Annotated in this window: 13 protein-coding genes; 1 reads left to right on the top strand and 12 read right to left on the bottom strand. The window is 67.4% G+C overall.

Translation table 11 applies throughout. The annotated features are described in order from the left end of the window. Positions 1-161 precede the first annotated feature (161 nt). On the top strand, positions 162-1,457 hold the full coding sequence (locus ACZYZE_RS14055; RefSeq protein ID WP_463908286.1) for a right-handed parallel beta-helix repeat-containing protein: 1,296 nt from the start codon (positions 162-164) through the stop codon (positions 1,455-1,457). A gap of 154 nt (positions 1,458-1,611) precedes the next feature. On the opposite strand, the gene ACZYZE_RS14050 is transcribed toward ACZYZE_RS14055, so the two are convergent. The 12 genes from ACZYZE_RS14050 to ACZYZE_RS13995 form a co-directional block, all read right to left on the bottom strand. Continuing rightward, on the bottom strand, positions 1,612-3,303 hold the full coding sequence (locus tag ACZYZE_RS14050) for a hypothetical protein (protein WP_463908284.1): 1,692 nt from the start codon (positions 3,301-3,303) through the stop codon (positions 1,612-1,614). Positions 3,304-3,570: 267 nt separating this feature from the next. Beyond that, on the bottom strand, positions 3,571-6,552 hold the full coding sequence (locus tag ACZYZE_RS14045; protein WP_463908282.1) for a beta strand repeat-containing protein: 2,982 nt from the start codon (positions 6,550-6,552) through the stop codon (positions 3,571-3,573). A 214-nt stretch (positions 6,553-6,766) separates the two neighbouring features. Further along, positions 6,767-11,236 (bottom strand): PKD domain-containing protein, encoded by a 4,470-nt coding sequence (locus ACZYZE_RS14040; protein WP_463908280.1) that lies wholly within the window; start codon positions 11,234-11,236, stop codon positions 6,767-6,769. An 89-nt stretch (positions 11,237-11,325) separates the two neighbouring features. Beyond that, a complete protein-coding gene (locus tag ACZYZE_RS14035; protein ID WP_459318376.1) occupies positions 11,326-12,240 on the bottom strand; it encodes a hypothetical protein in 915 nt (304 codons plus the stop codon). A 90-nt stretch (positions 12,241-12,330) separates the two neighbouring features. After that, on the bottom strand, positions 12,331-13,131 hold the full coding sequence (locus tag ACZYZE_RS14030; RefSeq protein ID WP_463908278.1) for a hypothetical protein: 801 nt from the start codon (positions 13,129-13,131) through the stop codon (positions 12,331-12,333). Then, positions 13,128-14,009 (bottom strand): CDP-alcohol phosphatidyltransferase family protein, encoded by an 882-nt coding sequence (locus tag ACZYZE_RS14025; protein WP_459318374.1) that lies wholly within the window; start codon positions 14,007-14,009, stop codon positions 13,128-13,130. The genes ACZYZE_RS14030 and ACZYZE_RS14025 overlap by 4 nt, the downstream gene beginning before the upstream one ends. After that, complete coding sequence (locus ACZYZE_RS14020) at positions 14,006-15,184, bottom strand: DUF1972 domain-containing protein (RefSeq protein WP_463908276.1); 1,179 nt, start codon at positions 15,182-15,184, stop codon at positions 14,006-14,008. The genes ACZYZE_RS14025 and ACZYZE_RS14020 overlap by 4 nt, the downstream gene beginning before the upstream one ends. Further along, positions 15,181-15,642, bottom strand: a complete 462-nt coding sequence (locus ACZYZE_RS14015) for an FAD synthase family protein (RefSeq protein ID WP_459318372.1) — start codon at positions 15,640-15,642, stop codon at positions 15,181-15,183. The genes ACZYZE_RS14020 and ACZYZE_RS14015 overlap by 4 nt, the downstream gene beginning before the upstream one ends. 42 nt (positions 15,643-15,684) lie before the next feature. Beyond that, positions 15,685-17,259, bottom strand: a complete 1,575-nt coding sequence (locus ACZYZE_RS14010) for a sugar transferase (RefSeq protein ID WP_459318371.1) — start codon at positions 17,257-17,259, stop codon at positions 15,685-15,687. Positions 17,260-17,869: 610 nt separating this feature from the next. Then, positions 17,870-20,581 (bottom strand): LuxR C-terminal-related transcriptional regulator, encoded by a 2,712-nt coding sequence (locus tag ACZYZE_RS14005; protein ID WP_463908273.1) that lies wholly within the window; start codon positions 20,579-20,581, stop codon positions 17,870-17,872. Between the two features lie 56 nt (positions 20,582-20,637). Beyond that, the gene (locus ACZYZE_RS14000; protein ID WP_463908271.1) at positions 20,638-23,376 is read right to left on the bottom strand and encodes a helix-turn-helix transcriptional regulator; all 2,739 of its coding nucleotides are present in this window, start codon (positions 23,374-23,376) and stop codon (positions 20,638-20,640) included. Positions 23,377-23,628: 252 nt separating this feature from the next. Continuing rightward, positions 23,629-26,301: a LuxR C-terminal-related transcriptional regulator gene (locus ACZYZE_RS13995; protein WP_463908270.1), complete on the bottom strand. Its 2,673-nt coding sequence runs from the start codon at positions 26,299-26,301 to the stop codon at positions 23,629-23,631. Positions 26,302-26,322: the final 21 nt, after the last annotated feature.

Below are 26,322 nucleotides of genomic sequence, written 5' to 3'. Positions count from 1 at the left end.
TAGGTCTCAGGCACCAGGTACTGCGCTGACACCGCACAATGCAACATACCGATTCGGCTTCAGTGCCGCTGGCAGACCAGGCCCCAGGCCGCACGCCACCCCGTTATGTCTCTGTGCAATTCCCTGTGCCCGGAACACGAGATTCAAAAGGTTGAGACACTATGGCCATTGGCCCCCCGAACAACAACATCCGCGCAGGCTACTTGAGCGTCGCGGCCCTCACCGTCGCAGCCCTCACGCTGACCGGCTGCGGACAGCTTGCGGCCCAGGAAGCGCCCGGCGCGACGTCGGACACCGGCGCCCAGGCCTCCACGAGCGAAGCGAAGGCTGCTGCCCCGGCTGCTGACTCCAAGGCAGCAGCCGTTGACACGCCCGGCACTGCTGCAGCCACACCGCAGGCTCCCGCTGATGCCGCCGCACCGGCTGCCCCTGCCGCACCGGCTGCCCCTGCCGCACCGGCGCCGGCCGTCCAGCCCGCCATCGCCATCCAGCCGCAGGGCAACGTCGCCGCGACGACGGCCTCCACGGCCCCCGCCGCCCGTGCAGCCCTGGCCGTCGGCACCTACCAGCCCTCCGCCGCCACCAGCGGCGTGGCTGCCGGCACCGCACTGAAGCCGCACAACACCTCCGGCGCAGACCTGGTCATCAGCCAGGACGGCACTGTCCTGGACGGCCTGGAGATCTACGGCGACATCAAGGTCCGCGCCAAGAACGTGACCATCAAGAACAGCAAACTGCACGGCGGCAAGGGAATCCCGGGGTCCAACACCGGCGTCGTCGACGCCAACAGCGCCGCGGTTGCCAACCTGGTCATCCAGGACAACACGATCATTCCGGACAGCCCGTCCTACTACCGGGACGGCATCGTGGGCCACGACTACACGGCCAAGCGGAACCACATCCAGGGCACCAACGACGGCCTCGGCATCTTCAACCGGCCCGGCGGCCCGGCCACGGCCAACGTGACGGCCGAAGGCAACTACATCCACTCGCTGACGTACTGGTCCAACGACCCGGCACATAGCAACGGCACGCACAACGATGGAATCCAGGTGCAGGGTGGCGAGAACATCCGCATCGCCGGCAACACCGTCGTCGCCAACTCCAACCCGGGTCCCGGCAGCGGTCCGAACCCGCGCGGCAACCACGCGGGCATCGGAATCATGCTCCAGCAGAATGTCGCCAAGCTCGCCAACGTCGTGGTGGAGAAGAACTGGGTGGATGACGGCCAGACATCCATCAACATCGACAACGGCAAGTACGCGAACATCACGGTGACTGTTGCGGGCAACAACCTCGGCCGCAACCAGTTCGACTTCGGCAGCGGCTCGAAGTACCCCGTCCGGATCATCAGCCGTGCGGCCAGCACGACGCCCGGCCTGGAGACCAACCGCTGGGCAGACAACCTTGCACTCCTCATCGAGGGCAAGACCGGCGGTATCCGCTACAATGGCTAGATTCTCCAGCTGACGGTAGCTCCCCGATGGAAGAGGGCCGGATCCTTGAATGGATCCGGCCCTCTTCTGTGCGCCCTTTTCCGTGCGGTCCTTTTCCGTAAACGGGTGCTGCTATCTCCTCAACCGAGTCAGCAACATCCCTCCGTGGCCAGGCCTACTTCGCCTTCAGGCCCAGGGTCGCGGAGGACCTGGTGTTGCCAAATGCATCGCTGCTCACGATCCGGTACTGGTGTGTGCTCCCGGGGGTGACCGTGTCCGTGTACTCCATCGTGGGCCTGTTCCAGAACGTTGTGGACTTGGATTGGGTGTTCACCACCACGCCGTCGCGGTACACCTTGTACGTCAGGTTGGTGTTGTCCCGGTCCCAGTTCGACTGCCAGCGGACCCGGATCTTGCCCGCCGACGGCGACGTCAGCGCCGGATTGATGGGGGACGAGGATGACACCGGCCCTTCGTTGTTCGGGGCGATGGAGCGGACCGCGAAGCGGACCAGTCCCTGCTGGCCCTTGAGGTTGACCTTCTTGAACTCGCCGCCCATCACCACGTAACTGTTGTTGCCGGTCACCGTCCACGGGCCTTGGCTCTGTCCGGTGGCCGTTCCCGTGTCCATCTCCGGGAACCACGTCAGCAGCGATGGCGCCGGCCTGCCCGTAAAGCTCGGGAACCCCTGTGTGTCCTTGGTCAAGGTCCCGGTGGCCGCCTTGCTGTAGGCCAGTGCCCGGTGCCAGGACTTGGGCGTCGTCTCGGGGAAGCCCTTCAGGTTCAGGCAGTAGTGCGAATGGCTGGCTTTGTACACCGCCGTGTTGTTGGCGAAAACGCTGTACGAGTCGCCGTGGCAGTCGTCGATCCACTTGATGCCCAGGTTGGACCAGTTCGCCGAGAACGATCCCTCGAGGTTTCCCGTTCCGCCGTTGGTACCGAGGATGTAGGCCGTGCCGTACCAGTTGCTGCCATCGCTGGACAGCGACGTGATGGCCGCGTTGCTGCCGGCATTCCGGACAACGTCGTTCACCGGGGTGGCCAGGCTGGCGCCGGTGGTGGCGTTCACGGCGCCCAGGCCGAAGCCGGGCCTGTTCTTGCCGTTCAGGGTGGTGAAGGCACCTCCGGCGACGAGCTTGCTGCTGTCCGGCGCCATGACGAGCGCATTCACGCGCCCGCCTGCGGCGTTGGGCTTCCACGCCAGCAATCCGCCGTCGGAAGCACGCACTGCCGCCAGCTTCGACCGCGAGGTGGATCCCACGGCACTGAACATTCCGCCCAGGTAGACCGTGTCGGATGTGGCCACGATCGCCCTGACGGTGGCCGACAGCTTCGGGGCCCAGCCGGAGATGGTGGCGCCGGTCCGCGGGTTGAGCGCGACGACCCGGCTGGCGGCCGTTCCGTTCACCGAGGTGAAGTCGCCGCCGACGTAGAGCCGGCTGCCGTCAGGGGATGCCGCCACGGCCAGTCCCTGGGCGTTGAGGGAGGCGTTGAACGTGGTGATCAGCTTGCCGGTGCTGAGGCTGAACGCCAGGATGTTCTTCCGCGACGCCGTCTGCGATCCGGCCGCCGCCCCGGCGGGCCGGGCGGTGTTGAACTTGCCCACCGCGTACACCGTGTCCCCGATGATCGCCTGCTGCCAGACGACGCCGTCGATCTGCACCGTGGGCAGGGCATCTGCGGTCACAGTCACGGGAGTCGCCGGATTGCCCGGGTCGACGGGCGAGGAGTCCGCGCCGGCCCCCGGGGCAGTCGTGAGGACCACGGCTGCGACGAGCGCGGCGCTGGCTCCCGCGGCTGCGATCCTGGCTCCCGCGCCGAAGCCCGACGGCGCCCGGCGCGGCGGATGGCCAATCCGAGGCGGCACTCCCTGGGGGCCAAGCCTCAGCAGGCCCCAATTCCTCCATGGAGATCTCATTGCATTCCTTTTGCTCAGTTTGAACTGCTCGATTCGAACGGCTCAGTTGGAATGGTTCGTGGAATAGCGCTGGCGGCACGGGCGCTGGGCCCGCGGCCTCGCCGGGCTTCGGCATGGACCGGGCGCCCTGAGCAACGCCTCTCATGTGAAACTGGTCGTCCTGGACCGGGTCCGGCGGCTGCCCCCGCAACCGCCGCCCCGGCGTCGTGCCGCCCGCTAGGCCGGTCCGACCACAAGGTCGTCGAATCGTGCCAGCACGGGCGCGTTCGTGGCGGAGCCTGAGAGGTAGGACAGCAGCCCGGTGGAACCGGCGGCCTGCAGGCTGGCGGTGGAATCCGTAATGGTCACGCTCCAGGCCCCCGGCTCCGCAGTCCCCGTCCGCCAGGTCTTCGCCCGCAGCGTGCTGGGGCCGGTTCCCGTGACCTCCACCCGGAGCTGCAGCTGCTGCCCGGCGGTGAGGGTGATCCCGGGGGTGAACTGGGCCAGCGTCGTTTCGACCCCGCCGGAGAGCCTGGTCAGCTGCAGTGTGGTGACGCCGGTCGACGCCACCTTCACCTTGCCGCGGTACTCGTCCGTTCCCACACGGCGACCGATCACGCCCAGATACGAGCCGCCGCCGTTTCCGATCTTGTCCAGCGAGGCCGTCACGAGCGAATTACTGGCGGTGGTCGACACCCCCGGCAGGAACGTGGACGGCCCCCTGCCAGCGATCAGGCTCATCAGGCCCAGTCCGCCGCTGACCGAGTACGAGGTGGCTGAGCCGTTCACGGACCAGGCCCCGCCGGTATCGGCTGTGCCCCAGCCGGAGGCCAGGGTACGGGCGAAGGCGTCCCGTGCGAGGGCTCCCCCGGCCGGGGCAACCGTGACGCTGCGGCTGGTGGTGCCGGTGGACCCGCCGTTGTCCGTCACTGTCAGGGTGATCGTGTACGTCCCGGCTGCAGCGTAGCTATGCGACGCCGTCGCCCCGGTGGCGGTGCCGCCGTCGCCGAAGGTCCAGGCGTAGCCGCTGATGGTGCCGTCCGGATCGGACGAGGCCGAGCCGTTGACGCCCACATCCAGCAGGTTGACGGTGTTGGTGAACGACGCCGTCGGGGCCTGGTTGCCGCCCGCTGCAACCGTGACGCTGCGGCTGGTGGTGCCGGTGGCACCGCCGTTGTCCGTCACGGTCAGGGTGATCGTGTACGTCCCGGCTGCCGCGTAGCTGTGCGACGCCGTCGCCCCGGTGGCGGTGCCGCCGTCGCCGAAGGTCCAGGCGTAGCCGCTGATGGTGCCGTCCGGATCGGACGAGGCCGAGCCGTTGACGCCCACATCCAGCAGGTTGACGGTGTTGGTGAACGACGCCGTCGGGGCCTGGTTGCCGCCCGCTGCAACCGTGACGCTGCGGCTGGTGGTGCCGGTGGCACCGCCGTTGTCCGTCACGGTCAGGGTGATCGTGTACGTCCCGGCTGCCGCGTAGCTGTGCGACGCCGTCGCCCCGGTGGCGGTGCCGCCGTCGCCGAAGGTCCAGGCGTAGCCGCTGATGGTGCCGTCCGGATCGGACGAGGCCGAGCCGTCGACGCCCACATCCAGCAGGTTGACGGTGTTGGTGAAGCTGGCCACGGGAGGACTGTTACCGGCGCCGGCAACGGTGATGCTCCGGCTATCCCCGGTGACGGTATTCCCGAAGGGATCCTTCACGACGATCCGGTAGCTGTGCGCGCCGGCGGCAAGGCCGGAATCGTTGAACGTCAGGGTGGGCCGCTGCCAGAACGTGGACAGACCTGAGACGGTATAGACCGGGGTGGGGCTGCCGTCGCGCAGCACCGTGTACGTCAGGTTCGTATTGTCGCGGTCCCAATTGGACTGCCATTGCACCCGGACCTGCCCGGCGCCGGGGCTGCTCAGTGTCGGCACGAAGTTCGTCGGGTTGACACGCGGCTGCTGAAGGTTCGGGGCGATTTCCTTGACCGCGAACCGTGACAGTCCCTGTTGGGGCTTCAGGTTGACGTTCAGGAACTCACCGACCATCACAACATAGTTGTTGTTGCCCGTGACCGCCCAGGGTCCCTGGGTCTGCCCGGTGGCCGTTCCTGTATCCATGTCCGGGAACCAGTTCAGCAGCGACGGCGCGGGCTGCCCGGTGAAGGAGGGAAAACCCTGGGTGTCCCTGGTGAGCGTTCCCGTTGCCGCTTTGCTGAAGGCGACGGCCCGGTGCCAGGACTTCGGCGTCGTCTCGGGGAACCCGCCCAGGTTCAGGCAGTAGTGCGGGTGCCCTGCGACATACACGGCGGTGTTGGAAGCAAACACTCCGTAGGAATCCCCGTGGCAGTCCTCCACCCACTTGATCCGGGCGTCGGACCAGTTGGCGGAAAATGCCCCCTCCAGGTTGCCTCCAGTGCCCTTGATGAAACCTGTTCCGTAGAAGCTCGTGCCGTCCGAGTGCAAGGAGAGGACGGCCGAATCGGTGCCCGCGTTCCGCACGACGTCGTTGGCTTGGATCGGGAAGCTGGCTCCGGTGGCGGCGTTGACCATGCCGAGCCCATAGCCTGGTCGGTTCGAGCCGTTCAGCGTCGTGAATTGACCGGCCACCACGACCTTCGTCCCGTCGGGCGAGATGGCCAAGGCATTGACCTGGCCACCGGCGGCATTCGGGGCCCAGGAGAGCAGGGCACCGTTGGAGGCGTTCACGGCCGCGAGCCGCGACCGGGCGGAAGATCCGACGGCGGTGAAGGTGCCTCCCAGCCAGACCGAACTGCCCATGGCGGAAATGGCCCGGACACTGGCGCTCATTTGCGGTGCAAAGGAGCTGATGAGGCTGCCCGTCACAGGATCCAGGGCAGCGACCCGCAGGCGCTGGACTCCATTGACTGTGGTGAAATCCCCCCCAATGTAGAGCCGGGATCCGTCCGGCGCCGCGGCGATCGAGAGTGCCTGGGCGTTCAGCACAGGAGCGAATCCCGGAATGAGGGCGCCGGTAGTCAGATTGAAGGCCAGGATGTTGCGCCGGGCCACCTGCTGTGTGCCCGCGGCGGCGTTGTAGGGCCGTGCGTTGTTGAATTTGCCGACCACGTAGACGGTGTTTCCGATGATCGCCGTTTTCCAGGCAACGCCGTCGTGTTGGGCGGTGGGCAGGCTGTCGGCCGTGACCGTTACCGGTGTCTTCGGATCGTTGGGGTCGACGGGGGCCGAATCTGCGACGCTGCCGGGAGCCCACGCCACGGCCCCCGCCGCGAAGACGAGAACCGCGAGGAGCGTAGTGGCGGCACGGCGTGCCAGCCGTAGGGGACGAGCGCGCCGCGGCCTCCCGGATCCGTTGGATCCGGTGGGTGCTGCCGTTGGTGTTGGCGCCTCGTATGCAGCGCCTGGTGTCCAGGCCATTGCAGTGTCCCTTCGCTTGTACTTCGTGAGTTCCCGCATTCCAACCGGCCCGCTCTCACCTGAGCCGTACATCCAGATCGTCAAACCTTGCCTGCACCGGGGCGTTGGTGGCGGTGCCCCAGAGGAAGGACATCAGCCCGACTGAGCCCGCGCCCTGAAGGGGTGCCGTTGCGTCGCCGGCCGTCAGCAGCCAGGTCGCCGGTTCGGCCACCCCGTCCTTCCAGACCTTCGCCTGAAGCGCGGCCGGCGATGCTCCCGTCACGGTCATCCGCAGCCGCAACTGGTCCCCTGCCGCCACGGTGAGGCCGGCCACGGCGGCCGACTGCAGGGTGGTTTCGGTGCCGCCCGCCACCCGAGTGAGGTAGAGGGTGGCACCGCCCGTGGCGGCGATCTTCAGCTTCGCCCGGTACTCGTCCGTCCCGATCCTCCGGCCGATCACCCCCAGGAACATCCCGCCGCCGTTCGCGATCTTGCTGGCCGAGACCTTCACCTGGATATCCGTGGCCTGGCTCGAGACCCCCGGAAGGAAAGCGAGCCGGGACACTCCCGCGGCGCCCAGCGCCATGGTGCCGACTTCCGAGCCCACGGCATAGTTGCCGGCGGTGCCGTTGACAGTCCAGGCGCCGCCGGTGTCAGCGGTCCCCCAGCCGGCTGTGGTGGTGCGGCCGAAGGCATCGGCCGCCAGCACGCCCACGGGCCCGGGGGCCGCGGTCACCGTGACAGGCTTGGTGACGGTGCCGGTGGTCCCGCCGCCGTCCGTGACCGTAAGCCTCACTTGGAACGTCCCGGCCGCGGAGTAACTGTGCGACGCCGTCGCTCCGGTTCCCGAGGCGCCGTCGCCGAAGTTCCAGTCGAAGGACACCACGGTGCCGTCCGGGTCAGCGGAGCCGGTGCCGTCAAAAGCCGCCTGAAGTGCGACAGCGGTGGTGGTGAACGCCGCCGTCGGAGCGGCGTTGGGCACCGGGTCCGGCACCGGTGCCCCGCCGCCGCCGGCCGTGAGGTCCAGGTTGTCGACGCGGAGCACCACCGGCGCGTTGGTCGACGAGCCGGAGACGTACCCCACGAAGCCCATGGCGCCGGCTGACTGCAGGGCCGCGGTGGCGTCGTTGACCGTCAGCTGCCATGCCGCCGGTTCCGTCGACGAGGCGCGCCACACCTTGCCGCTGAGCGCCGTCGGCCCGGTGCCGTCCAGCTTCAGCCTGATGATCAGCGGTTCGTTCGCGGCCATGGTGAGTCCCGCGATGGCCAGCGGTCCGGCAATCGTGGTTTCGGCGTTGTTGACCACCCTGGTGAGGTACAGCGAGACCGCACCGGTGCTCGCCACCTTGATCTTGGCCCGGTAGTCGTTGGCGTTGACCCGGCGTCCGACGAGGGAAGCGAACATGCCGCCGCCGTTGGCGATCTTGTCGGCCGAGACCGTGATCCTTCCGTCAAAGGCTGCCGTGGCCACGGCGTTGAGGTAGGCGCCGCGGCTGGCTCCGGCGGCGCCGAGAGTGACGGCTCCGGAACCGCTGTTGACCGCGAAGTTGCTGCCGCCGCCGGAGGCGGTCCACGCGCCGCCGGTGTCTGCGGAGCCGAAGCCGCCGATCGTGGTCCGGGCAAAGGCGTCGGCGGCCAGCGTTGCGTTGGCCGGCGGTGCCGTCACGGCAATGGTGTGGCTGGTGCTGCCAGTGGCGCCGTCGTTGTCGGTCACGGTGAGGGTCACTGTGTAGCTGCCCGCCTCCGCGTAACTGTGCGACGCCGTCGCGCCGGTTCCGGAGCCTGAGTCGCCGAAGTTCCATGCGTAGCCGCTGATGGTGCCGTCGGTGTCGGTGGAGCCGGTGGCGTCAAACTCAACGGCCAGGCTGGTCGTGGCCGAGGCGAACGCGGCAGCTGGTGCGGTGTTGACCGGCGGGGCCGTTACCGTGACCGGCTGGCTCAGGGCCGCGGTGGTGCCGGAGTTGTCCGTCACCGTGAGCGTCACCTGGTAGGTTCCGGCCGTGGCGTAGGCGTGCGAGGCCGCCGCCCCGGTGCCGGTGCCGCCGTCGCCGAAGTTCCAGCTGTAGGAGCTGATAGGGCCGTTGGCGTCGGAGGAGGTGCTGGCGTCCACCGAGACGGTCAGCCCGTCGACGGTGGAGGTGAAGGCGGCAACGGGAGCCGCGGGCGGAACGTTCACCGTGCGGCCCGATGCCACGAAGTGGGCCTGGATCCGCGGCAGCGACAGCGCTCCCGGGTAGATGGCGACGTCGTCGATCTGGCCGTTGAGGTAGCGGCTGGTGGGGCTGCTGGGCCAGTTGGACAGGTTGTCGCCGCCGATCCGCCAGTAGCCGTCGAAGGGCCAGGCGGAGGTGGTGTCGGTGCGGCCGGCGGCCGGGATGCCGTCGACGAAGAGCTGCATGCCGTTGGGGCCGAGCGTGGCCACAACGTGATGCCACTGGTTGTCATTGAACGTCCCGGCGGTGTTGACGGTGGTGCGGGTTCCCCTGCTGCCGCCGGGGCGGACGCCGAAGAAGATCCGTCCGGTGTTGTCCATGTAGACGTTCCGGTCGTAGTCCGTGGAGACCCCGGTCTGGGTGTTGCCGTAGCCGATGATCTGGCCGCCCTGGGTGGTGCCGGTCCTGACCCAGGCCTCAGCGCTGAAGGTGTTCGGCCTCGAGGCGAGCGTAGGGCTGCCGGCGACTCCGTCAGCGGTCCCGTTGAAGCTCGCGGCGGTGTCGGTTTCACCGTTCAGGGCCCCTGCGGCGCCGAAGCTGATCCCGGGCTGCACGGTGAGATCGTCCTTGCCGGCGAGGTCCAGGCCGGTGTCGCCGCCCGTGTCACCGAGCCGCCAGTAGTTGCTAGGCTGGTCCGCGATCACCTGCTGGGCGTAGCTGCCCGGCGCCACGGCCGAACCGGGCACCGTGATCGGCGCCGTGTCGCCGCGGGCCTCGTTGCCGAAGGCGTCGCGGGCGAAGATTCGGTAGGTGTAGCTCTGTCCCGGCACCAGGCCGGTGTCGACAAAGGTCATGCCGGGCCGCTTCCAGAACGTGGAGGCCTGGTTGACGGTGTGGATGATGTTGCCGTTGCGCCGCACCTCGTAGACCAGGTTTTCGTTGTCCTGGTCCCAGTTGGCTTGCCACCGGACCCGCACGCTGCCGGCGGCAGGGCTGGACAGGGTCGGCTTGAAGTTGGCCCCGGTGACGCGCGGGCCGCGCAGGTTCGGTGCAATGCTGCTCTTGGCGAACCGGGTAAGTCCCTGCTGGGGCTGGTTGTTGACGATGGTGAATTCGCCTGCCATGGCCACGTAGTCGCCGTTACCGGTCACTGTCCACGGGCCCTGGTCCTGGCCGGTGAACGTTCCGGCATCCAGGTATGGGAACCAGTTCAGCAGCGACGGCGACGGGTTGCCGGCGAAATTGGTGTACCCGTGGCTTTCTGTGGTGATGGTGCCCGCTGACGCCTTGCTGAACGCCAGGCCGCGGTTGAAGCTCCACGGCTCGGTCTGTGGGAACCCGCCGATGTTGCCGCAGTAGTGGGGGTGCCCGGCCAGGTACACGACGTCGCCGGCCGGATACAGCGAGTAGGAGTCGCCGTGGCAGTCCTGAAGCCATGTGGTGGAGTCGTCGGACCATTTGACGGCAAACATGCCTTCCAGGGTGCTGACCCGTTGAAAGGTGTAGCCGGTGCCGTAAACGTTGACGCCGTCGCTGGCAAGCGCGGTAATGCCGCCGCTGGAGCCGCCGCTCGTTCCGCCGTTACGGACGATGTTGTTGATCTGGAAGGGCAGGAGTGCGCCTAGCGCCGTGTCCACCTTGCCGAGGCCGAAACCGGGGTTGCTGGAGCCGTTGAGCGTGGTGAACGCGCCGCCGATCACCATACTGGCCCCGTCGGGCGAGAGCACCAGGGCGTTGACCCGGCCGTCGGTTGCCACCGGGTTCCAGGGAAGGAGGGCGCCGTTGGACGCACTGACCGCGGCGAGCCGGCCCCGGGCCACGGAGCCGACGGCGTTGAAGAGGCCACCCATGTACACAGTGGTGGAGGTGGCCACAATTGTCCGGACGGAGGCCGACATGCGGGGCAGGAAACTCGTGATCAGGGCCCCGTTTGCGGGGTTCAGGGCTACGGCCCGCCACACGGTGGCACCGTTGTAGGTGGTGAAACTGCCGCCGACATACAGCCGCGAGCCGTCCGGGGAGGCCGCGAGCGCCGTCACTTCTCCGTTGAAGCTGGGCGCAAAGGAATTGAGGAGCTGGCCCGTGGCCAGGTCGTAGGCGAGGATGTTGTTCCGGGTAACGGTGCCTGTTCCGGGGGCCGCATCCGCGGGGCGGGCGGTGCTGAAGTTGCCGCCCACATAGACGGTCGGGCCGATGATGACCTGGGCCCAGGCGACGCCATCGATCTGTGCCGTCGGGAGGCCATCGGCGGAGACCGTGACCGGGGTCGTAGGATTGGCGGGATCGGCCGGCGCGGTATCGGCGGAGGCCGGCATACTGGCGGCCAGCCCGAGCGACAAAGCCACCGCCGCGGCCAGCAGCAGCACCAGTATCTTCTTCGTTGCCTTCCACACAGCACGAATCGGCGGTGGACAGGGCGTGAACCCTGCATCTTTCGTCTGAGCGCTCCCCAGCGTGGCGTTCCGGAACATTGTCTTCCCCTCTAGTCCGATCGGTGTCTGGCGGCACTCATGCCGAGCGCCGCCACATCCTCGGCCGAATAGAGGCCTTGGATCCAGTGGTCGTTGCGGTTTTCTCCTACATTCCCTGCCATCAGCGTCCGGCCCTGGCTTCCCGGAATGATCGGGAAGTGCCGGGGTACCGGCCTGACCTGCCGGACCGGGATGCCCGCACGGAGAGCCACCCAGTGCAGCCAGATATCGTCGGCACTCGGGCAGACGGACAGGAAATGCTCCCCGCGCAGCTTCAGCTCCAGCAGCATCGCCGGCGGGTAGATCACCCCGGAAACCCCGGGGGCAAAATTGGTGGGCCGGACCGCGGTGTCATGTGCCCTGGCCCAGGTGCCGTAGGCGGCCATCTGGTCCCCCGAGACACCGATGATGCTGACCCAGTGTCCGCTGACGGCCTCGGGATGCCGGCGGTGGGCGGCTACCAGCAGGGCCAGCCAGTTCGACGGATAGATGATGTCGTCGTCGGCCGTTGCCAGCGGCACCGTGTGGCGCTCCACCGATTTCACATAGGGGTAGTACTTGGTGTGCGGGCCGTAGTTGGAGCTGAGCAGGACTTCGACGCCCCGGCGCTCAAGCCGGCGCAGCGACGCGGGACGTACCGCAAACTGCTCCGGAGAGTCCAGCCACAGCACGAGTCGCTGCGGTCTGGTCTTCCCCCGGGCAATGGATTCGATGGCGACTGAAACCGTGTGGATTCGGTCGCCATAGGTGGTCAGGGACACGACGACGGGGGCCGAGCCCGTGGCGGGTCCGCGGGCCACCGCGTTTCTGAGCCGAAGGTACGCGGTGGCGACGACTGCGCGGAGCCGCTTTGCCAGCTTCCTGCCACGGCGGGCCGTGGTACGGAGCAACAGGAGGGAAGGCAGGCTGTCCGGTGTCGTCGTCATGGCCTGCCTCCTTCCTGTCGGTTCGTGCGGGCTGCTTCCTGGGTACTTCTTTCTGTGGTCTTTCTCCGGTCAACCTTGCGGTGAGGGCATCTATGGGAGCTTGCCTTCGAACGTCGCAACCGGCGTTTCGGCCTCAAGGTTGAAGTAGATCTTCACCTTGTCCCGGGCCTCCGGAGGTACCGAAAATACGAATATGCCGACGCCGCTGGTGCCTGGCGCAACTGAGGCCGGGAACGTCAGCGCGTCCGGACCGCTGAGCTGGCCCGCCGGCTCCTGGTCTTTTCCGAAGGCGACGTCGACCACGGCAGCGTCGAGCGAGATCGCCTTTGTGGTGTCGTTGACGACCGTGATTTTGAACCGGACGGCCGGCCCGGCCACTTCGCCGATTCCTGTTGCCACACCCTGCACCGCCACGACGTCCGTGATGGTGGCGGAGACCCCGCCCTTCACGGCCTTTTTTGCCTTGATCTCGACCGGTGCCGCGGTGGGCTGCGGAATCTCCGCAAGTTCCTGATCGGACTTGCCCTTGCGGTCCACAGGACCGGGATCGGGATCCGTGCTCCCCTCGGCGGGTTTCGCCGCCGCGGCCGGCGGTGCTCCCGGGACGGCCGCACCGGGAGCTGCTTCGGAAACTGCATCAGGGGCCGCCACCGTTGGGCCCGGGGCCGCGGACGGCACAGCCTCTTTGGCCACGGAGTCGGACGGTGTGCTCGCGGCAGTGCCGGCATCGCCCTGCGTGTCGGCCGCGCGGGCTGCCCCGCCCTGGCCTGCAGCCCAGGCGACGCCTCCGAGCGCGAGAAGCGCCGATACTCCGATGGAGGTGGCGATGAACCGCCGTCGGCGCCCCGCCGTCAAGGCATTTTCTGCTTCGGTAGTGCCTGGTTTTTTCATTGCGTGGCTCCAGATCCGACCGCGCTGCCGGTAGCGGCAGTGCTGCCTGTAACTGCGGTGCTGCTTGCTATTGCAGCCGGTTCCTGCAAACGGTGCTTGCCCGCGGGGTGGGACGCCGGCGGGACGGTGGAAAGCTCGCGGAACCATTTGATGGAGGCCAACAGCAGGAAGGCTGCCGTGGCCGTGAAGATCAGGGTGTAGATGGTCAGGAACAGCGGTAGCGCGCCATAGAACACGAAGGACAGACAAAGGATCCCGTAGTCCATCGGGATGACCAGCACGGAGCGGATCCAGGACCTCCCGGTGGTGCTCGCAACGGATGCGCGGCCGGCCTGGCGCCGCAGCTGTTCAGTGAGGATCATGCTGAAGAACAGCACCGCCGACACAACAGCGGCTCCCAGCGGGACGAGCAGCCACCAGGTGTCGACCGCTCCAAAACGGTAGAGCCCGACTGCGAGCGCCAGCGGCATCAGCGAGGTCTTGACGGCGTCGACCATGTGGTCCAGCCATTCGCCGGCGGGTGATCCGCTGCCTTGCATCCGTGCCACCTGGCCGTCCGCAGAGTCCAGGGCGTACCCCACGACCAGGCACAGGGCCACACCGATCCCCAAGACGCCCGAAGGCGGAAAAAGCACGAGCAAGGCGATCCCCGTGAAGGTGAACAGCGCGCTGATCGCGGTGATGGCGTTGGGACCGAGACCTGTCCTCAAGGCCGCGGCAGCCAGGAGCCGACCCAGCCGGCGGTTAATGTAGCGCGAGTATGCCGGGGCGCCGCGGGCAGCTGTCTTCTGCGCCGCAGCCAGTTCCTTGACGGTGTCCCAGTAGCCCGTGGAGGCGATGCCGCTGGCAGCGCCGATCCCTTGGTCGATGGCAGTCATTGTCCGGCCCCCAGCCCCTGCTGAGGAGCCGCGGAGAAGCGCCGCGAGACTTTGGCGGTGGTAAGAACCCGCGATCCGGCGAGGTCCCGGCAGAGCTGCTCGTAACCATCCGCGACGAGATCCCAATTGAACCGGGCCGCGAGTTGCTGAGCCTGCTCGCCCCTGGCCTCAACATCCGATTCGGGGCCTTCCGCTTCCGCGGCGAGCCGCGCCACATCCTGGGGACCGGTGAAATAGCGCCCGGATTCTTCCAGGACCTCACGGTTGAAGTCGACGTCGTAAGCGTTCGTGGCGGTGCCGGAACCGATGGCCCTCAGGAGGGAGGGGTTCGTTCCTCCGACCGAGTGGCCGTGCCAGTACACCGTGGCGTTCGAGTACAGCTGGTCCAGCAGTTCCTGGTCCCACACTCCGCCGACAAAATGCACCCGTTCGTCACCGAGATCGTGCACCAGCCTTGTGTAGCGGTCCGAGTAGGGCGCCGAGCCCACGACGACGAGCGGGAGCCGGGCGGTGCTGCGGGCGAATCCTTCGACAATGAGGTGGACGTGGTTTTCGGGCTCGAAGCGGGCCACCACGAGGTGGTAGCCCTGCGGCACCAGGCCAAGCTGGGCAAGTTTGTCAGACTTTCCCTTGGCCAGCAGCGGCGCACCGTAGGCCAGGTAGACGGTATCGGCGTTGAACTTCTTCCGGTAGTAGTCCTGGATTCCGGCGGCGTCGGCGATCAGGGCGTCGGACCATCTGACGGCGAGCCGCTCCACCAGCTGGTAGTAGTTCCGGCCGGCCCGGCCCCATTTGGCGCGCTTCCATTCGAGCCCGTCGACGTGGGTGGCCACCGGTATGCCGGCCGCCCGGATCACCGGAAGGTAGGGGGCGTTGGCCGCGTTGAAAATGATCGCCGCGTCCGGCCGGTGCCGGAGCATGTGTGCCACGGAAAGACCCGTGTGGCTCAGGGTTTCCAGCGAGCGCTTGCGCAGCGCCCCTAGGTGGACGAGGTCCATCCCGAGGTGTTGGGCCGGCCTGTCCGAGGCCCCCCCGTCCATGTCACGGCAGTACACGCTCACGCGGTTGCCGCGCTGGACCAGCCGTTGCCCGATTTCCTCGATGGCGGTTTCGAATCCCCCGTAGCGGGCCGGAACGCCGCGTGTGCCCACCATCGCGATGTGGAGCCCGCTCATCTCCGTACCCCTTGGCGTCGGTGTGCCGGCTCCGGAGCCTGATTGATCAGTTCCAGGGCGGTGCGCAGGGCGGTGCTGGAGGTGTGGACGGTGTAGGGAAAGAAGACGACCTCCACGCCGACTGCATTGAAGGCGGCCGCCAGGCGGTCACCCTGCGGGGTTCCTTTCCAGTCGTCCCCCTTGAAGAAGACATTGAACCGCAGTTCCTCCCAGACCTGCAGTTTGTCCGGAACGACTTCAGCGAAAACCTTGTCCACGTAGCCGATGCTGCCGACAATCTCCATCCGCTCGGAAAGAGGGACCAGGGGCAATCTGCCCTTGGCCCGCTCCAGCATTTCGTCAGAAACGACTCCTGCAATCAGGTAGTCGCATTGGCTTTTCGCATGCTTAAGGATATTGAGGTGTCCGATGTGAAATAGATCGAACGCCCCGGGTGCATATCCAATTTTGAGACCCATGTCCTGCCACCTTCCCCTTTTGACGCCGGCCCAGACCAGCGTTTAGTAAGCCCCCACCGGATGCAGGATGACTCTGAGGGTTCGCCACAGAATCATGATGTCTCCGGTCAGTGACCAGTTCTCCACGTAATAGAGATCCCAGCGGACGCTTTCTTCCCAGCAAAGATTTGATCGTCCGTTGATCTGCCACAGCCCGGTGATGCCCGGCTTGATCAGCAGCCGGCGACTGACGTCGCCTTCATATCCCTCCACTTCGCCGGGCAGTTGTGGCCTCGGCCCGACCAGGCTCATGTCGCCCCGCAGGACGTTCCAGAGCTGCGGCAGTTCGTCCAGCGAGTACTTCCGGAGCCAGCGTCCGCACCTCGTGACCCGGGGGTCGTTCTTCATCTTGAAGAGCAGGCCCGCGCCTTCGTTCAGTTCCTTGAGATCCGCAAGATCCGCTTCGGCGGTCGTCACCATGGAGCGGAGCTTCATCATGTGGAACCGCTCGCCGTTCCGCCCGACCCGCTCCTGGCGGAAGAACACCGGGCCCTTGCTGTCCCGGACGATCACCCAGGCCAGGACGCACAGCAGCGGTGAAAGGAGCAGGAGCGCCGTGCCGGAGGCGACAATGTCGACGAGCCGCTTGAGCGTGTGCTTGACCCCGCTGAACTGAGGCAGCTCCACGTGCATGAGTGGCAGTCCTTCCACCGGCCGCCAGTGGATCCGCGGACCGGCGACGTCGGTCAGGCTGGATGCCAGGACCAGGCTCGTGTGGGTGCCCTCGAGCGCCCAACCAAGCTGACGGATGGAGCGTGTGCCGCCGTCCAGCCGCCCCGCCACCACCACCGCGTTCGCTCCGGTTTCGGCCACTCTCCCGGCGACCGAGTCAACGTCGCACAGCACCGGAACCCGGGTCGCGGAGATCTGCAGGTGGGTTTGCGTGTAGCCGGCCGGGAGGGCGGCCCCCACTACTTCGTAGGCAGCTCCGGAGACCTTGCCGAACTGCCGGACCACGTACTCCACGTCGCCGGGTTCGCCGACGACGATCACCTTGGACAGGTAGTGCCCGAAGTGCCGCTGGCGGTTCAGCCAGGCCCGCCATTGCCACCGGTTCACCAGGAGCAGCAGGGCCCCGGCCGGCAGTGCCAGGGCAAAGTAGCCACGGACGACGTTGATATCCAGGACGAGGAAGAGAATGGCTATAGCTCCGAAGGCACCCAGTGTTGCGTCGACGACGCGCTTGTACTCCTCCGAGCCGATCCCGAGGACGGTCTCATCGCGGGTGCGGTGAACTTCGAGTGCGAGGATCCAGGCCAGCAGGATGACCACGCTGACCGCCAGGTACGGGCTGCCGGATGCGGACTTGGAGAAGAGCGCTTCACCGGCCTCGAACCGCACGGTGTAGGCGGCCGTTACGGCGAGGACCATGATCGCAATATCCGTGAAGCGGAGCCAGCGCCTGTAGCGCCTGGCCCACGACTTTCCGGAATCCACCCGCGCTGCGGAGCCGTCCTGGTCGATGCTCCACGGCTTGTCCAGAGGCCCGGCGACAGCGGCCAGTGCGGCGGCAGGGCGGCGGAGCCAGCGGCTGCCTTTGGCGCGGTACCCGGCGCGGTACTCGTCAACCGCACTCATGCCAGTGCCACATCTTTCAGTGGCGCAGACCGTTTTAGGGAGCCGGCGGCGGCTGGGGGGAGAGCCTCGGTCTCAGAAGGCTCTGACGCCGCCGGCTCCGACCTTGGCGCACAGCTGCCGGCGAAGGCACCGTGCGAATCCAATGAAGGAGTTCGGAATAGGGAGGTCCCGGCACGACCACCTTCGCAGGTGGTGCTGGCTTCCCCAGCAGTGGCGAATAGGTTCGTGAACCCGTTCTTTTGCTGGTGTTGCCCGCGGCCAATCACCGCCCTGAAGTTACTCATTTTGAGACCTTTGTGAGTTGTTCTTGGGACTGACTTAAGTGAATCGCCAGGGCCCAATCAGTGCACGAGTAGCGTTTACCCGACTTCCTTTGCAGCCTTTGGGGTAGCACTACTTGGGGGTACTCCTGGACTGCCGGCGGACCACCCGCGTAGTACGCAGACACACTCGCCGCGAGACGCAGGACTTCGGGGGTCAGCCGGTAACGCCCCAGTTCAGCGCACTGCGGGTGACCGCAACGGTTGCCTTGGGCAACGCCGTCGGCTGTCCCGGAGATTCTTTGGCTATTGCCGGTTTTTGCCCTCGGAATTGGCGGCGGCGGCGCGGATCAGGCGCCGGGCGCGTCCCGATCGGTATCGAGGAGCTCCGCGCGGTGGCTGACCCCGAGCTTGGCAAAGATTCGGTAGAGGTGCCCCTCCACGGTCCGCTGGGAAACGCAGAGAACCGTGGCAATGTCCGCATTCGCGGCCCCACCGGAGACCATCTCCAGGACCTCGGCTTCCCGGGCTGTCAGCTCCGTGCCGTATTCGCTGCGGACGACGTCCATGTTCGCCGACATGCCGGCCTCCACCATCCGCTGGTGCACTCTGCGTTGGACCGCAGACAGCTTCCAGCGGTCCGGGTGTCGTTCGAGGCAGTTCTCCGCCTGCTGCGCCGCTTCCAGGGCCAGGAGCACCTGCCCGGCCGCCAGCGCTGCGTCGCTGATGCCGATGAGTCCTGCCGCGTCCGTTGCGGACACGGCAAGGGAGAAAGCCTCGAGCAGCCGGGCCTCCGGCCCTTCGACGGCGCTGCTGCTCAGGGCCAGCGCCTGCGCACCCCCGGTATCGCCGCTGCGGAGCAGGAGCCTTCTAATATCCGTTTCCACGCTCCGCAGCCCTTGGCCGCGTGCCTCCTCCGCCAGAGCCTGCAGGCTACGCTGACCCGCCCCGGGTGCGCCCTCCCCGTGGTCCTTGACGCGGCCGGCGCCGCCCGTGAGTAGCTCAACTGTCCGGCAGTACGCCTCGGCAAGCAACTGGAAGGTCTTAGGTTCACCGTATTCGGACGTGCGGTACGCCTGTGCATGGGCGCGGGCCTCGTCCCGTCGTCCCAGCAGCGCGGCGGCGTAGGCCGCGACGGAGTGCGCGAAGGGCAGCAGGCCCGAAAGATCGGAGATTTTGAGTTCCTCCACACCAAGCTTCAATTCGGCCAGGCTTTCGGGTATCCGGCCCTGGCGCAGCCGGGAGAAACCCTGCAGGGCATGGAGTAGTCCACCGCTGTACAGGAGGCGGCCGGGGTGCTCGGCGGCGTAGTGGTCCACTGACTCTGCGAGCTCCTCCCACTCTCCGGCCCGGATGAGGCTCAGGCAGTGGTGCAGGAGGACGTCTTCACGGACCAGCGGGATGGTGAGGCGGGCACCGGCCATCCCGTGCCAGGCTTCACGGTCCAGGCGCAGGCCGGTCAGGATCCTTCCCTGGGCGGTCCACAGCTCGGCAAGCAGGGAGGCGGCAGGGTAGCGGATTTCCGGGTTGCTCCCGGCCGCGTAGACGAGTTCCTGCAAGCCTGGCCCAAGGTCCGCGATGTGGCCGTCGCGGCCGCCGTTCATGATGTCCGCCGCCATGGCCGCGGCGGGCGATTGCGTCCACAGCGGCTCGTCCTGGAGCGCTCCCGGCCGGTCCGCCGGGTCCACGGTTGCCCCGTTGGCCGGTGTGGGAGGTAGCGGTGCCTGGACCTTCGTTGGGGCAGACTTCGTCGAGGCGGGCAGCCGGGCGGCGAGAAGTGCGGCGAGATAGGACAGCCGCCCGTAGCGGAGGGGCTGCGCCGCCAGCAGCCGGCTGGCGGCCTCCTCCGGCCGGCCAAGAATGAAGCAGGAATATGCCAGCTGGACCCTCGCGTCCGGAAGGTAGGGCCCGGCACCGACCGCACCAGCAACCTTGATGGCCGTAGCCGGGTCCAGGTCTGTGTTGGCCACCGCGGCGGCCTCGGCAAGCTGCCCTGGGGGAACCTCCGCCCCGCAGTCCATGGCCCACAGGAGCCGGTTCAGGAGAGCGTCCGGGCGGACGACGTCGGATGAGGGAAGCGCCAGAAGGCTTGTGCGCAGGGCCGCGCTCTGCCCTGCCGGCACGCGGCGCCGGATGATCTCGCCCATGAGGGCGCTCGCGGGCCGGAGCACGCGGTCAGGCCCTGGCGAGACGCCGATGATCCCGGCGCTTTCGAGGGCGTCCACGGCCTTGGGGCTGCTGAATTTCAGTATCTGGCCCAGGGGCAGGGGCCCGGCCAGTGCCACGATGGTGGCGACGGTTCTTTCCTCCGGTGTCATCGACCGCAATTGCTGGTCGACGACGTCGGCAGCCGGCACCTCGGCCAGTTCCGGGTGGGACAGCAGATACCACACGCCGTTTCGCAGTCCCAGGGCGCCGCTGGCGCGGGCGTGCTCGATCAGGGACATAAGCATCAGCGGGTTGCCTTCGGTGACGGAGTAGAACACGGCACTGGCCCAGGGCGACACGTCGGCCCGCAGGTGCCGTTCGCAGAGCTGATGAACGCCGGCGCGGCTTAGCGGGGACAAATCGAATTTAGAGATGATCCCGTCGTCCCAGAGAGCCAGGAATTCCTCCGGAATCATCGGACCCGGCCTCGTGGCGGCAAGGATGCTGGCCGCCCCGGTGGCAACAGCCCGCGCGAGCAGTTGGACCGTCCCGCGGTCGAGGCACTGAGCGTCGTCGATGACGAAAAGGGGCCGGCCCGCTTCGGATCGGAGACTGCCTGTCATGGCCGCCAGGACGGCGGCATAGGAATCCAGTTCATGGTCGGGGAGTTCGGCCAGATAGGGTGCCAAGGCTCCAAACGGAACCGCGGCGAGGGCCCGCGTGGCCGTCAGGCGGATCACCCTTCCCCGGGGCCGCAGCTCGCGGATGACAGCCTTCGACACGGCGGTCTTGCCCGTCCCCGCACTTCCGACGATCAGCGCACCGGACCTCGAGTCGTCGCGGAGACAACGCACAATGTCCCTGACCAGGCCGGACCGCCCTATCAATGGGGCGGTCTCAGCAACGCTTTCCATCCCCGGTTCCTCCCCCGGCGCGCTGGCGCCGGAGAGTCGTTGGGGATTGCCCTGCTTCAGCCCAGGCGCGCACTTTCCGTCGGTGTGGAGATGACATCTTTGAGTTCCGATCTGCTGGCCACATGCAGCTTTGAGTACACCTGATAGAGGTGGCCCTCAACCGTGCGGACCGAAACATGCATCTGTTCCGCGATCTTGCGGTTTGAGGTTCCGGCGGCCGCCCTGACGGCCACTTCGCACTCCCTGGCCGTCAAGGTCGAGGTCGTGAGAGAGTGCAGGCCGTTCTTAGGGCTGCCGAACCTGTCGTCGAGGGACTGCTGGGCCCGCTGCGCGATCCGCAGCGCGATGCGGTTTCCGGCGTCGTTTGCGCAGCTGACGGCTTTGCGGGCGGCATCCCGCGCGAAGACGGCGTTGCCGGCGGCGTCGGAATCCTTGGAGGCGGCCAGCAGCTGATCGCTGTCGGTTTCCTTCACTCCCTCGGCCAGCCGCGAGCACAGGCCGGCGAAATGCCCGGTGACCCGCTCGGAAAGCGTGCCAAGCTTCAGGCCAAGCTGACGGTCGCCGAGTCGAGCCGCCGCGGACAGGAACAGGAGCGACGGAGCCAGCGCCGATGCTTCGGCATCGTTTTCGGCTTCTGCGACGAGCGACCGGATCGCCGTTGCCCGCTGGCCAAGCTCGGCCAGGGCGACAAGCTCGAAATAGCGCGTCATGCGGCCCACGAGCCAGGCGGACCTGGTCCGCAGCTGCGCCAGGTCCGTCAGCAGGAGGCTGGCAGCCTCCTCGTCACCATGCAGGGCCGCGGCATAGGCGCAGGCCGCAACGGCCAGCCCTGCCACCGTATCGGGATCCTGTGCCCGGAGCTGCCCCATGCCGGCGTGGAGACGGGGCAGGGCATCGTCAAGGTGGCCGGCATGGAGATCGATGACTCCCTGCCCGATCTCGAACATCCCGCCGAGGCGGGCGTGCGGGTCTGCGGTTTCATAGGAACCCGCGAGGAACACGGACGCCTCCTTGAACTTCGCCGAGAGCAGCATCAGGAGCAGGAACCGCCCCCTGATTTCGCGCATTCCCCGGTCCGTGAGACGGACGGCGGCCGCCGCGGCCAAAACCTGCCTGCCCAGCGTCATGGCTCGAAGGACGTTGCCGGTGACCGCCAATGCCTCGCAACGCAGGCTGGCGGAAAGGATCCGTGATGCGGAGCCGAGTTCGCCCGGGTCAGTGTCTTCGGTCATTGCCAGGACGTCCGCGTACCGGCCTTCGAAAACGGCGAGGTCGGTTTCGGCAAGGTGAAGGTGGTCCCTCGCGGTGACGGCGCCGATCGCGTCCTCATCGGACTCCTTGGAGAGCCTGCGTGCGATCTCCCGCAGCCTGGCCCCGGCGTTCGCAGCCGTCGCGGCGCTGCGCTTGTCCAGTTCGGTCCGGAGAAGCTGCAGAGAGGTCCATTCGGCGAGTGACAGTTCCCTGCCGGCCGCGTGATCCAGGGAGGCGAGGACCCGCCGTGCAGACTCATCGTTGTTGCCCGAAATGTGGGCGTGGACCGATTCGACGGCCGCCGAGGGCATCGCTTCGCGGCCCTGGATTTCGTGGAGGAAGCGCAGCGCCGCGACCGGGTCGGATGCGTCGTTGGCCGTGTGTGCCGCGGCCAGCGCCACGCCCGGACTGACCTGTTCGCCGCAGTCGAGGGCCCACGCGACGCCGGTCGAACCGCCGAATTCCGTGGGGTCCGAGTCCTGGAGTACCGCCATGAGCCGGCGCCGGAGTTCGGCGCTGCGGCCCGGGGGCACAACGGTGGCGACAATTCCCGCGGTCACCGGATTGGCGACGCTGACCATCGGCGGATGGTCGTGGCTGACGTGGATCATGGCACGCTCCTGCAGGGCGTCCATATCCTGGGGATTGGCGATGCTCATGAGCGTCTGCAGCGGGACGGCGCCGGCCAGGGCCAACAGTTCAAAGACATCGCGCTGGCCTGAGCTGAGCCGGTTCAGGCGTGCTTTCACGACGTCCCTGATCTCGCCGGTCAGCGCAATCGGATTGTTGCCTAGAACCCAGGCACCGTCCTGGCGGACCACCGTGCCGAGCTTGATTTGTTCCCGGGCCAGGGAGTGGAGGAAGAGTGCGTTTCCGCCGCTGGCGCTCCACAGGACGCGCGCGGCGGTGAGGGAGAAGCGGCCGCCGTATTCGTTGTTAAGGGTTGCCGCCGTCTCCGTGAAATCGAACGGTCCGAGGTCGACCCGCCGGAGCAGGTCGTCCTTCCAGAGGCCCATGATGTCCCCGCCCACATGGGGCAGGTCCACGCAGGCGGCGAGCAGGGTCACGTGCGCCCCGGCGCTGAGCTGGGCCACCATCATGCTGGACAGTTCGTCCAGGTCGTGGGCGTTGTCCACGAACAGCACGATGCTTCGGCCCTGGGCCTTGGTGTGGAGCAGCTGGGTAAGCCCCCGCAACACCATCAGCGGGTGTTCGAGGTGGGAAGCGTCGAGGTCGTTCAGCAGAACGCTCAGGGCGCCATAGGGAAGTTTCGAGGAAATGGAGCTGCCCCGGACCTGGACCACTACGTAGTCCTCTCCGAGCTGTTCGAGGGCGCGCTGGGCGACAAAGGACTTTCCGGCCCCGTGCTCCCCTACGAGTACTACGCCGCAGCCGGAGCCGGATGTCAGCGTCTCGACGACGTCGGCAACGATCTGGTTCCGGGTAAATGGTTTGTCATAGCGCCCCTGGGCGAAGCGCTGTGCTGGCGAAATCGCTTCTGTTTGGCCGCTGCCCGCGGGCAGGCCGACGTCGTGCTGAAACATGAGTGAGACCTTCGCAATCAATGGTTGACCAGTGATAAGTCCAAACTATGGACTGGGCCCCATTTCGGGATGCGTAAGTAGTACTCGAATACTCGGCGGGTACTTGACCGTGGTCTACGTGGCTGTACTCAGATGGCCCGGCCTGCCGGAACGACGAAACCAAGTAGTCGCTCGAGCGCTCCGAGTGTCCCATGGCGTAGCCCGCCCAGCCGCGACGCCGCATACTCGGATGAACGCCTGCCGGGGTGGCTGCTACTGGCTTCCGGCCAGGCCGGAGAGCTGGTCCCTGCCCTTGACGTTGAGCTTCGCATAGCTCCGGTACAGGTGGCCTTCAACTGTCCGGATGGACACCTGGAGCTCGGCGGCAATCTGCCGGTCGCTGAGGCCCCGGACGGCGAGCGCCACAATGTCCCGCTCCCGGCGGGTCAGAAGCCCCAGCGAGTCGGTGTCAGTTTCCGTTTCCTTACCGGGGATGCTGTCAGCCCGGTCCAGGCACCGCTTCCGCTGGGACATTGCCATACGCTCGCGCAGGGTGTCCCCGGCCGACCGGTAGGCATTCGCCGCGGCATCGTAGGCAAGCGCCGCGAAAGCCCAGAGTTCAGCGTCCTCACAGCTCTTGGCCGCCTCCAGATGGTCCGCGGCAAGGTCCGTGGCGATCGCGCCGGCGTAGTCGCAGATCGCCGCTGCCCTCCGGCCCTCCAGCTCGGGTTTCAGCTCGAGCAACCGGGACGCAGCGTCCCGGTCGCCCAAGGCGAGGCAAAAAGCGAGCGAGTCAAATTCCAGTCCGGGCGTGGCCGCGCCGCCGTGGGGCCGGCCGAGCAGCCGGAGCGCCGCTATCGCCTCGGGGTGGTTGCCGAGGCGCGCCTTACCGTAGACCACTGCCATCTCCGACAGGGTGCGCAGGTAGCGTGAAACGGCCGGCGGTGCCGCTTCGAAATCGGCCAGGAACGCCGCTGCATTGTCCTTGGCCCCCAATTCGGCGGCGGCGGCGAAGGCCATGGAGGCTGTCAGGGCAAAGAGCTGCTGGGGATCCGCGAGGCGCAGCGATTCCAGCGCGGCGCTGAGGGTGTGCAGGGATTGGGCGATCCTCCCCTGGTACAGCAGGATGATGCCGTGCGCCGCATGGACCCCCCCACCGAACGTGATCAGGCTGGGCCCCGAGCTGGCGGCTACTCCCGCCAAAAGCGTTTCGGCGGCCTCCCAGTCGCCACTATGGATGACGGCCGCGGCGGCGCGGACGACCAGGAATTCCGCAAGGAAGTACAGCTCGTCGCTCCCGGAACCGGCAGTGTTCAGGGCCTCGGACGCGACCGCGAAGGCCTGGCGCGCCTTGCCCAGGACGAGCAGCCGTTCCGCGTCAAGGGCGAGCCGGAACGCAGAATCAAGGTGGTTGGCCGGCGGGGGCGGACCATCCTCCGCGCGGCGGGGCGCCGCGACGGTGTCTGCCTCGAAATCACCGGCGAGGGCGAGCACCATGCTGCGCATGGTCGCGTAGCGCTCCCGGGTTGCCGCAAGGATGCTCTCGGCATCCTCCGGATTGGCCCTCGCCAGCCGCTCGCCGGCGCGCAGCAGCGCTCCCGCACGATCCATGATGTCCGCCGGCTTATGGCCCAGAGCGGACAGCACGGCTGCCCACATCAGGGTTCCGGTGAGGAGGACGGCGACGCTCTGGCCCTTGCCGAAGTCGGCCTCCAGGATGTCCCGTGCAGCCGCATAGTCCGAGGTGTTGAAGTAGGTACGCGCTGTCACGGACCGTGCCGCCATCTGCAGCTCGGGGTCTTTGACCTGGGCAGCGACCTTGCGGGCCAATTCGTCTTCGTAGAGCCGGCTGGCGAGGACCGCTGCCCTGAGAAGTTGCCGGTCATCAACGACCGCGCCGCATTCCATGGACCAGCTCACCTGCCGCAGCAGCCCTTCGGCCGACGTCGGCTCCGTGTCCATGAGCCGCAGCAGGCTGTGCCTCAGCTGGAGGCTGCGTGCGGGGGAAATCAGATTTCGCAGCGTATCGCCGTAGACCGCGTGCCACAGCCGCAGTTCGGAGTGGGGCGCCGGCGTCACCTTGACCAGCTCGCGTTCGACCAGGGCCGCGACTGCCGTCTCCCCCACCACGGACTCGATCAGTTCCCGGGACACCGGCTCTGCCAGGGCAATGAGATTCAGCGCCTGCCGCTCTTCCGGCGAGCGCCGGAGCAGCTGCCGGCGCACGACGTCGGTCAGCCGGTCCCCGTGGCTGTTCAGCGGCCGTGTGAGCAGCCACACTCCGTTGCGCTGGAGCAGCGTTCCGTCGCTCTTGGCGTCCTCGATCAGCCCGTTGAGCAGCAACGGGTTGCCGGCCGATGCTTCCCAGAGAATCTCGGCGACGTTCGGCAGGACTTGGGGGCCCAGCCCGCGCTCGAGCATTTCGTTGGTCTGCTGTTGGGTCAGGGGGCGCAGGTCCAGACGCACGGCGATGCCCTCGAACCACAACTGCAGCAGCGGCTCCGGCAGCCCGGGCCGGGACGCCGCCGCCACGAGCAGCTTCGCCCAGCCGGCAGCGGCGAGTTCTACCAGAATCCCAGCGGTCGCTTCGTCAAGGTCATGGGCGTCGTCGACAATCAGCAGCAGGGGCTTCCCCGTGGTGTGCCGCTCATCCTCCAGATGGGACCAGAACGTCCTCAGGACCGCCAGCTGTGACGTGGCCTCCTGCACCGGCAGGCCGACAATAAAAGGCCCCAGCACACCGTACGGAACGTTCGTCAGAGAGGGGCTGCCGTGGATGCGGACCGGCGTCACCTCGGAATGGAGCTCGGCCACGACCGCTTCCAGCAGGGTGGATTTGCCGATTCCGCTGTCACCGAGCAGCATGACGGCGACGTGTGTGCCCCCTTGGAGGGCCGCCACCGCCGACCTCAGGTCATCCGACCGCCCCGTCAGGGCTCCGGACACCTCGGTCCTGGGATCTGCTGC

The organism is Pseudarthrobacter woesei, assembly GCF_055412745.1.
This window is presented reverse-complemented; position numbering and strand designations above follow the sequence as displayed.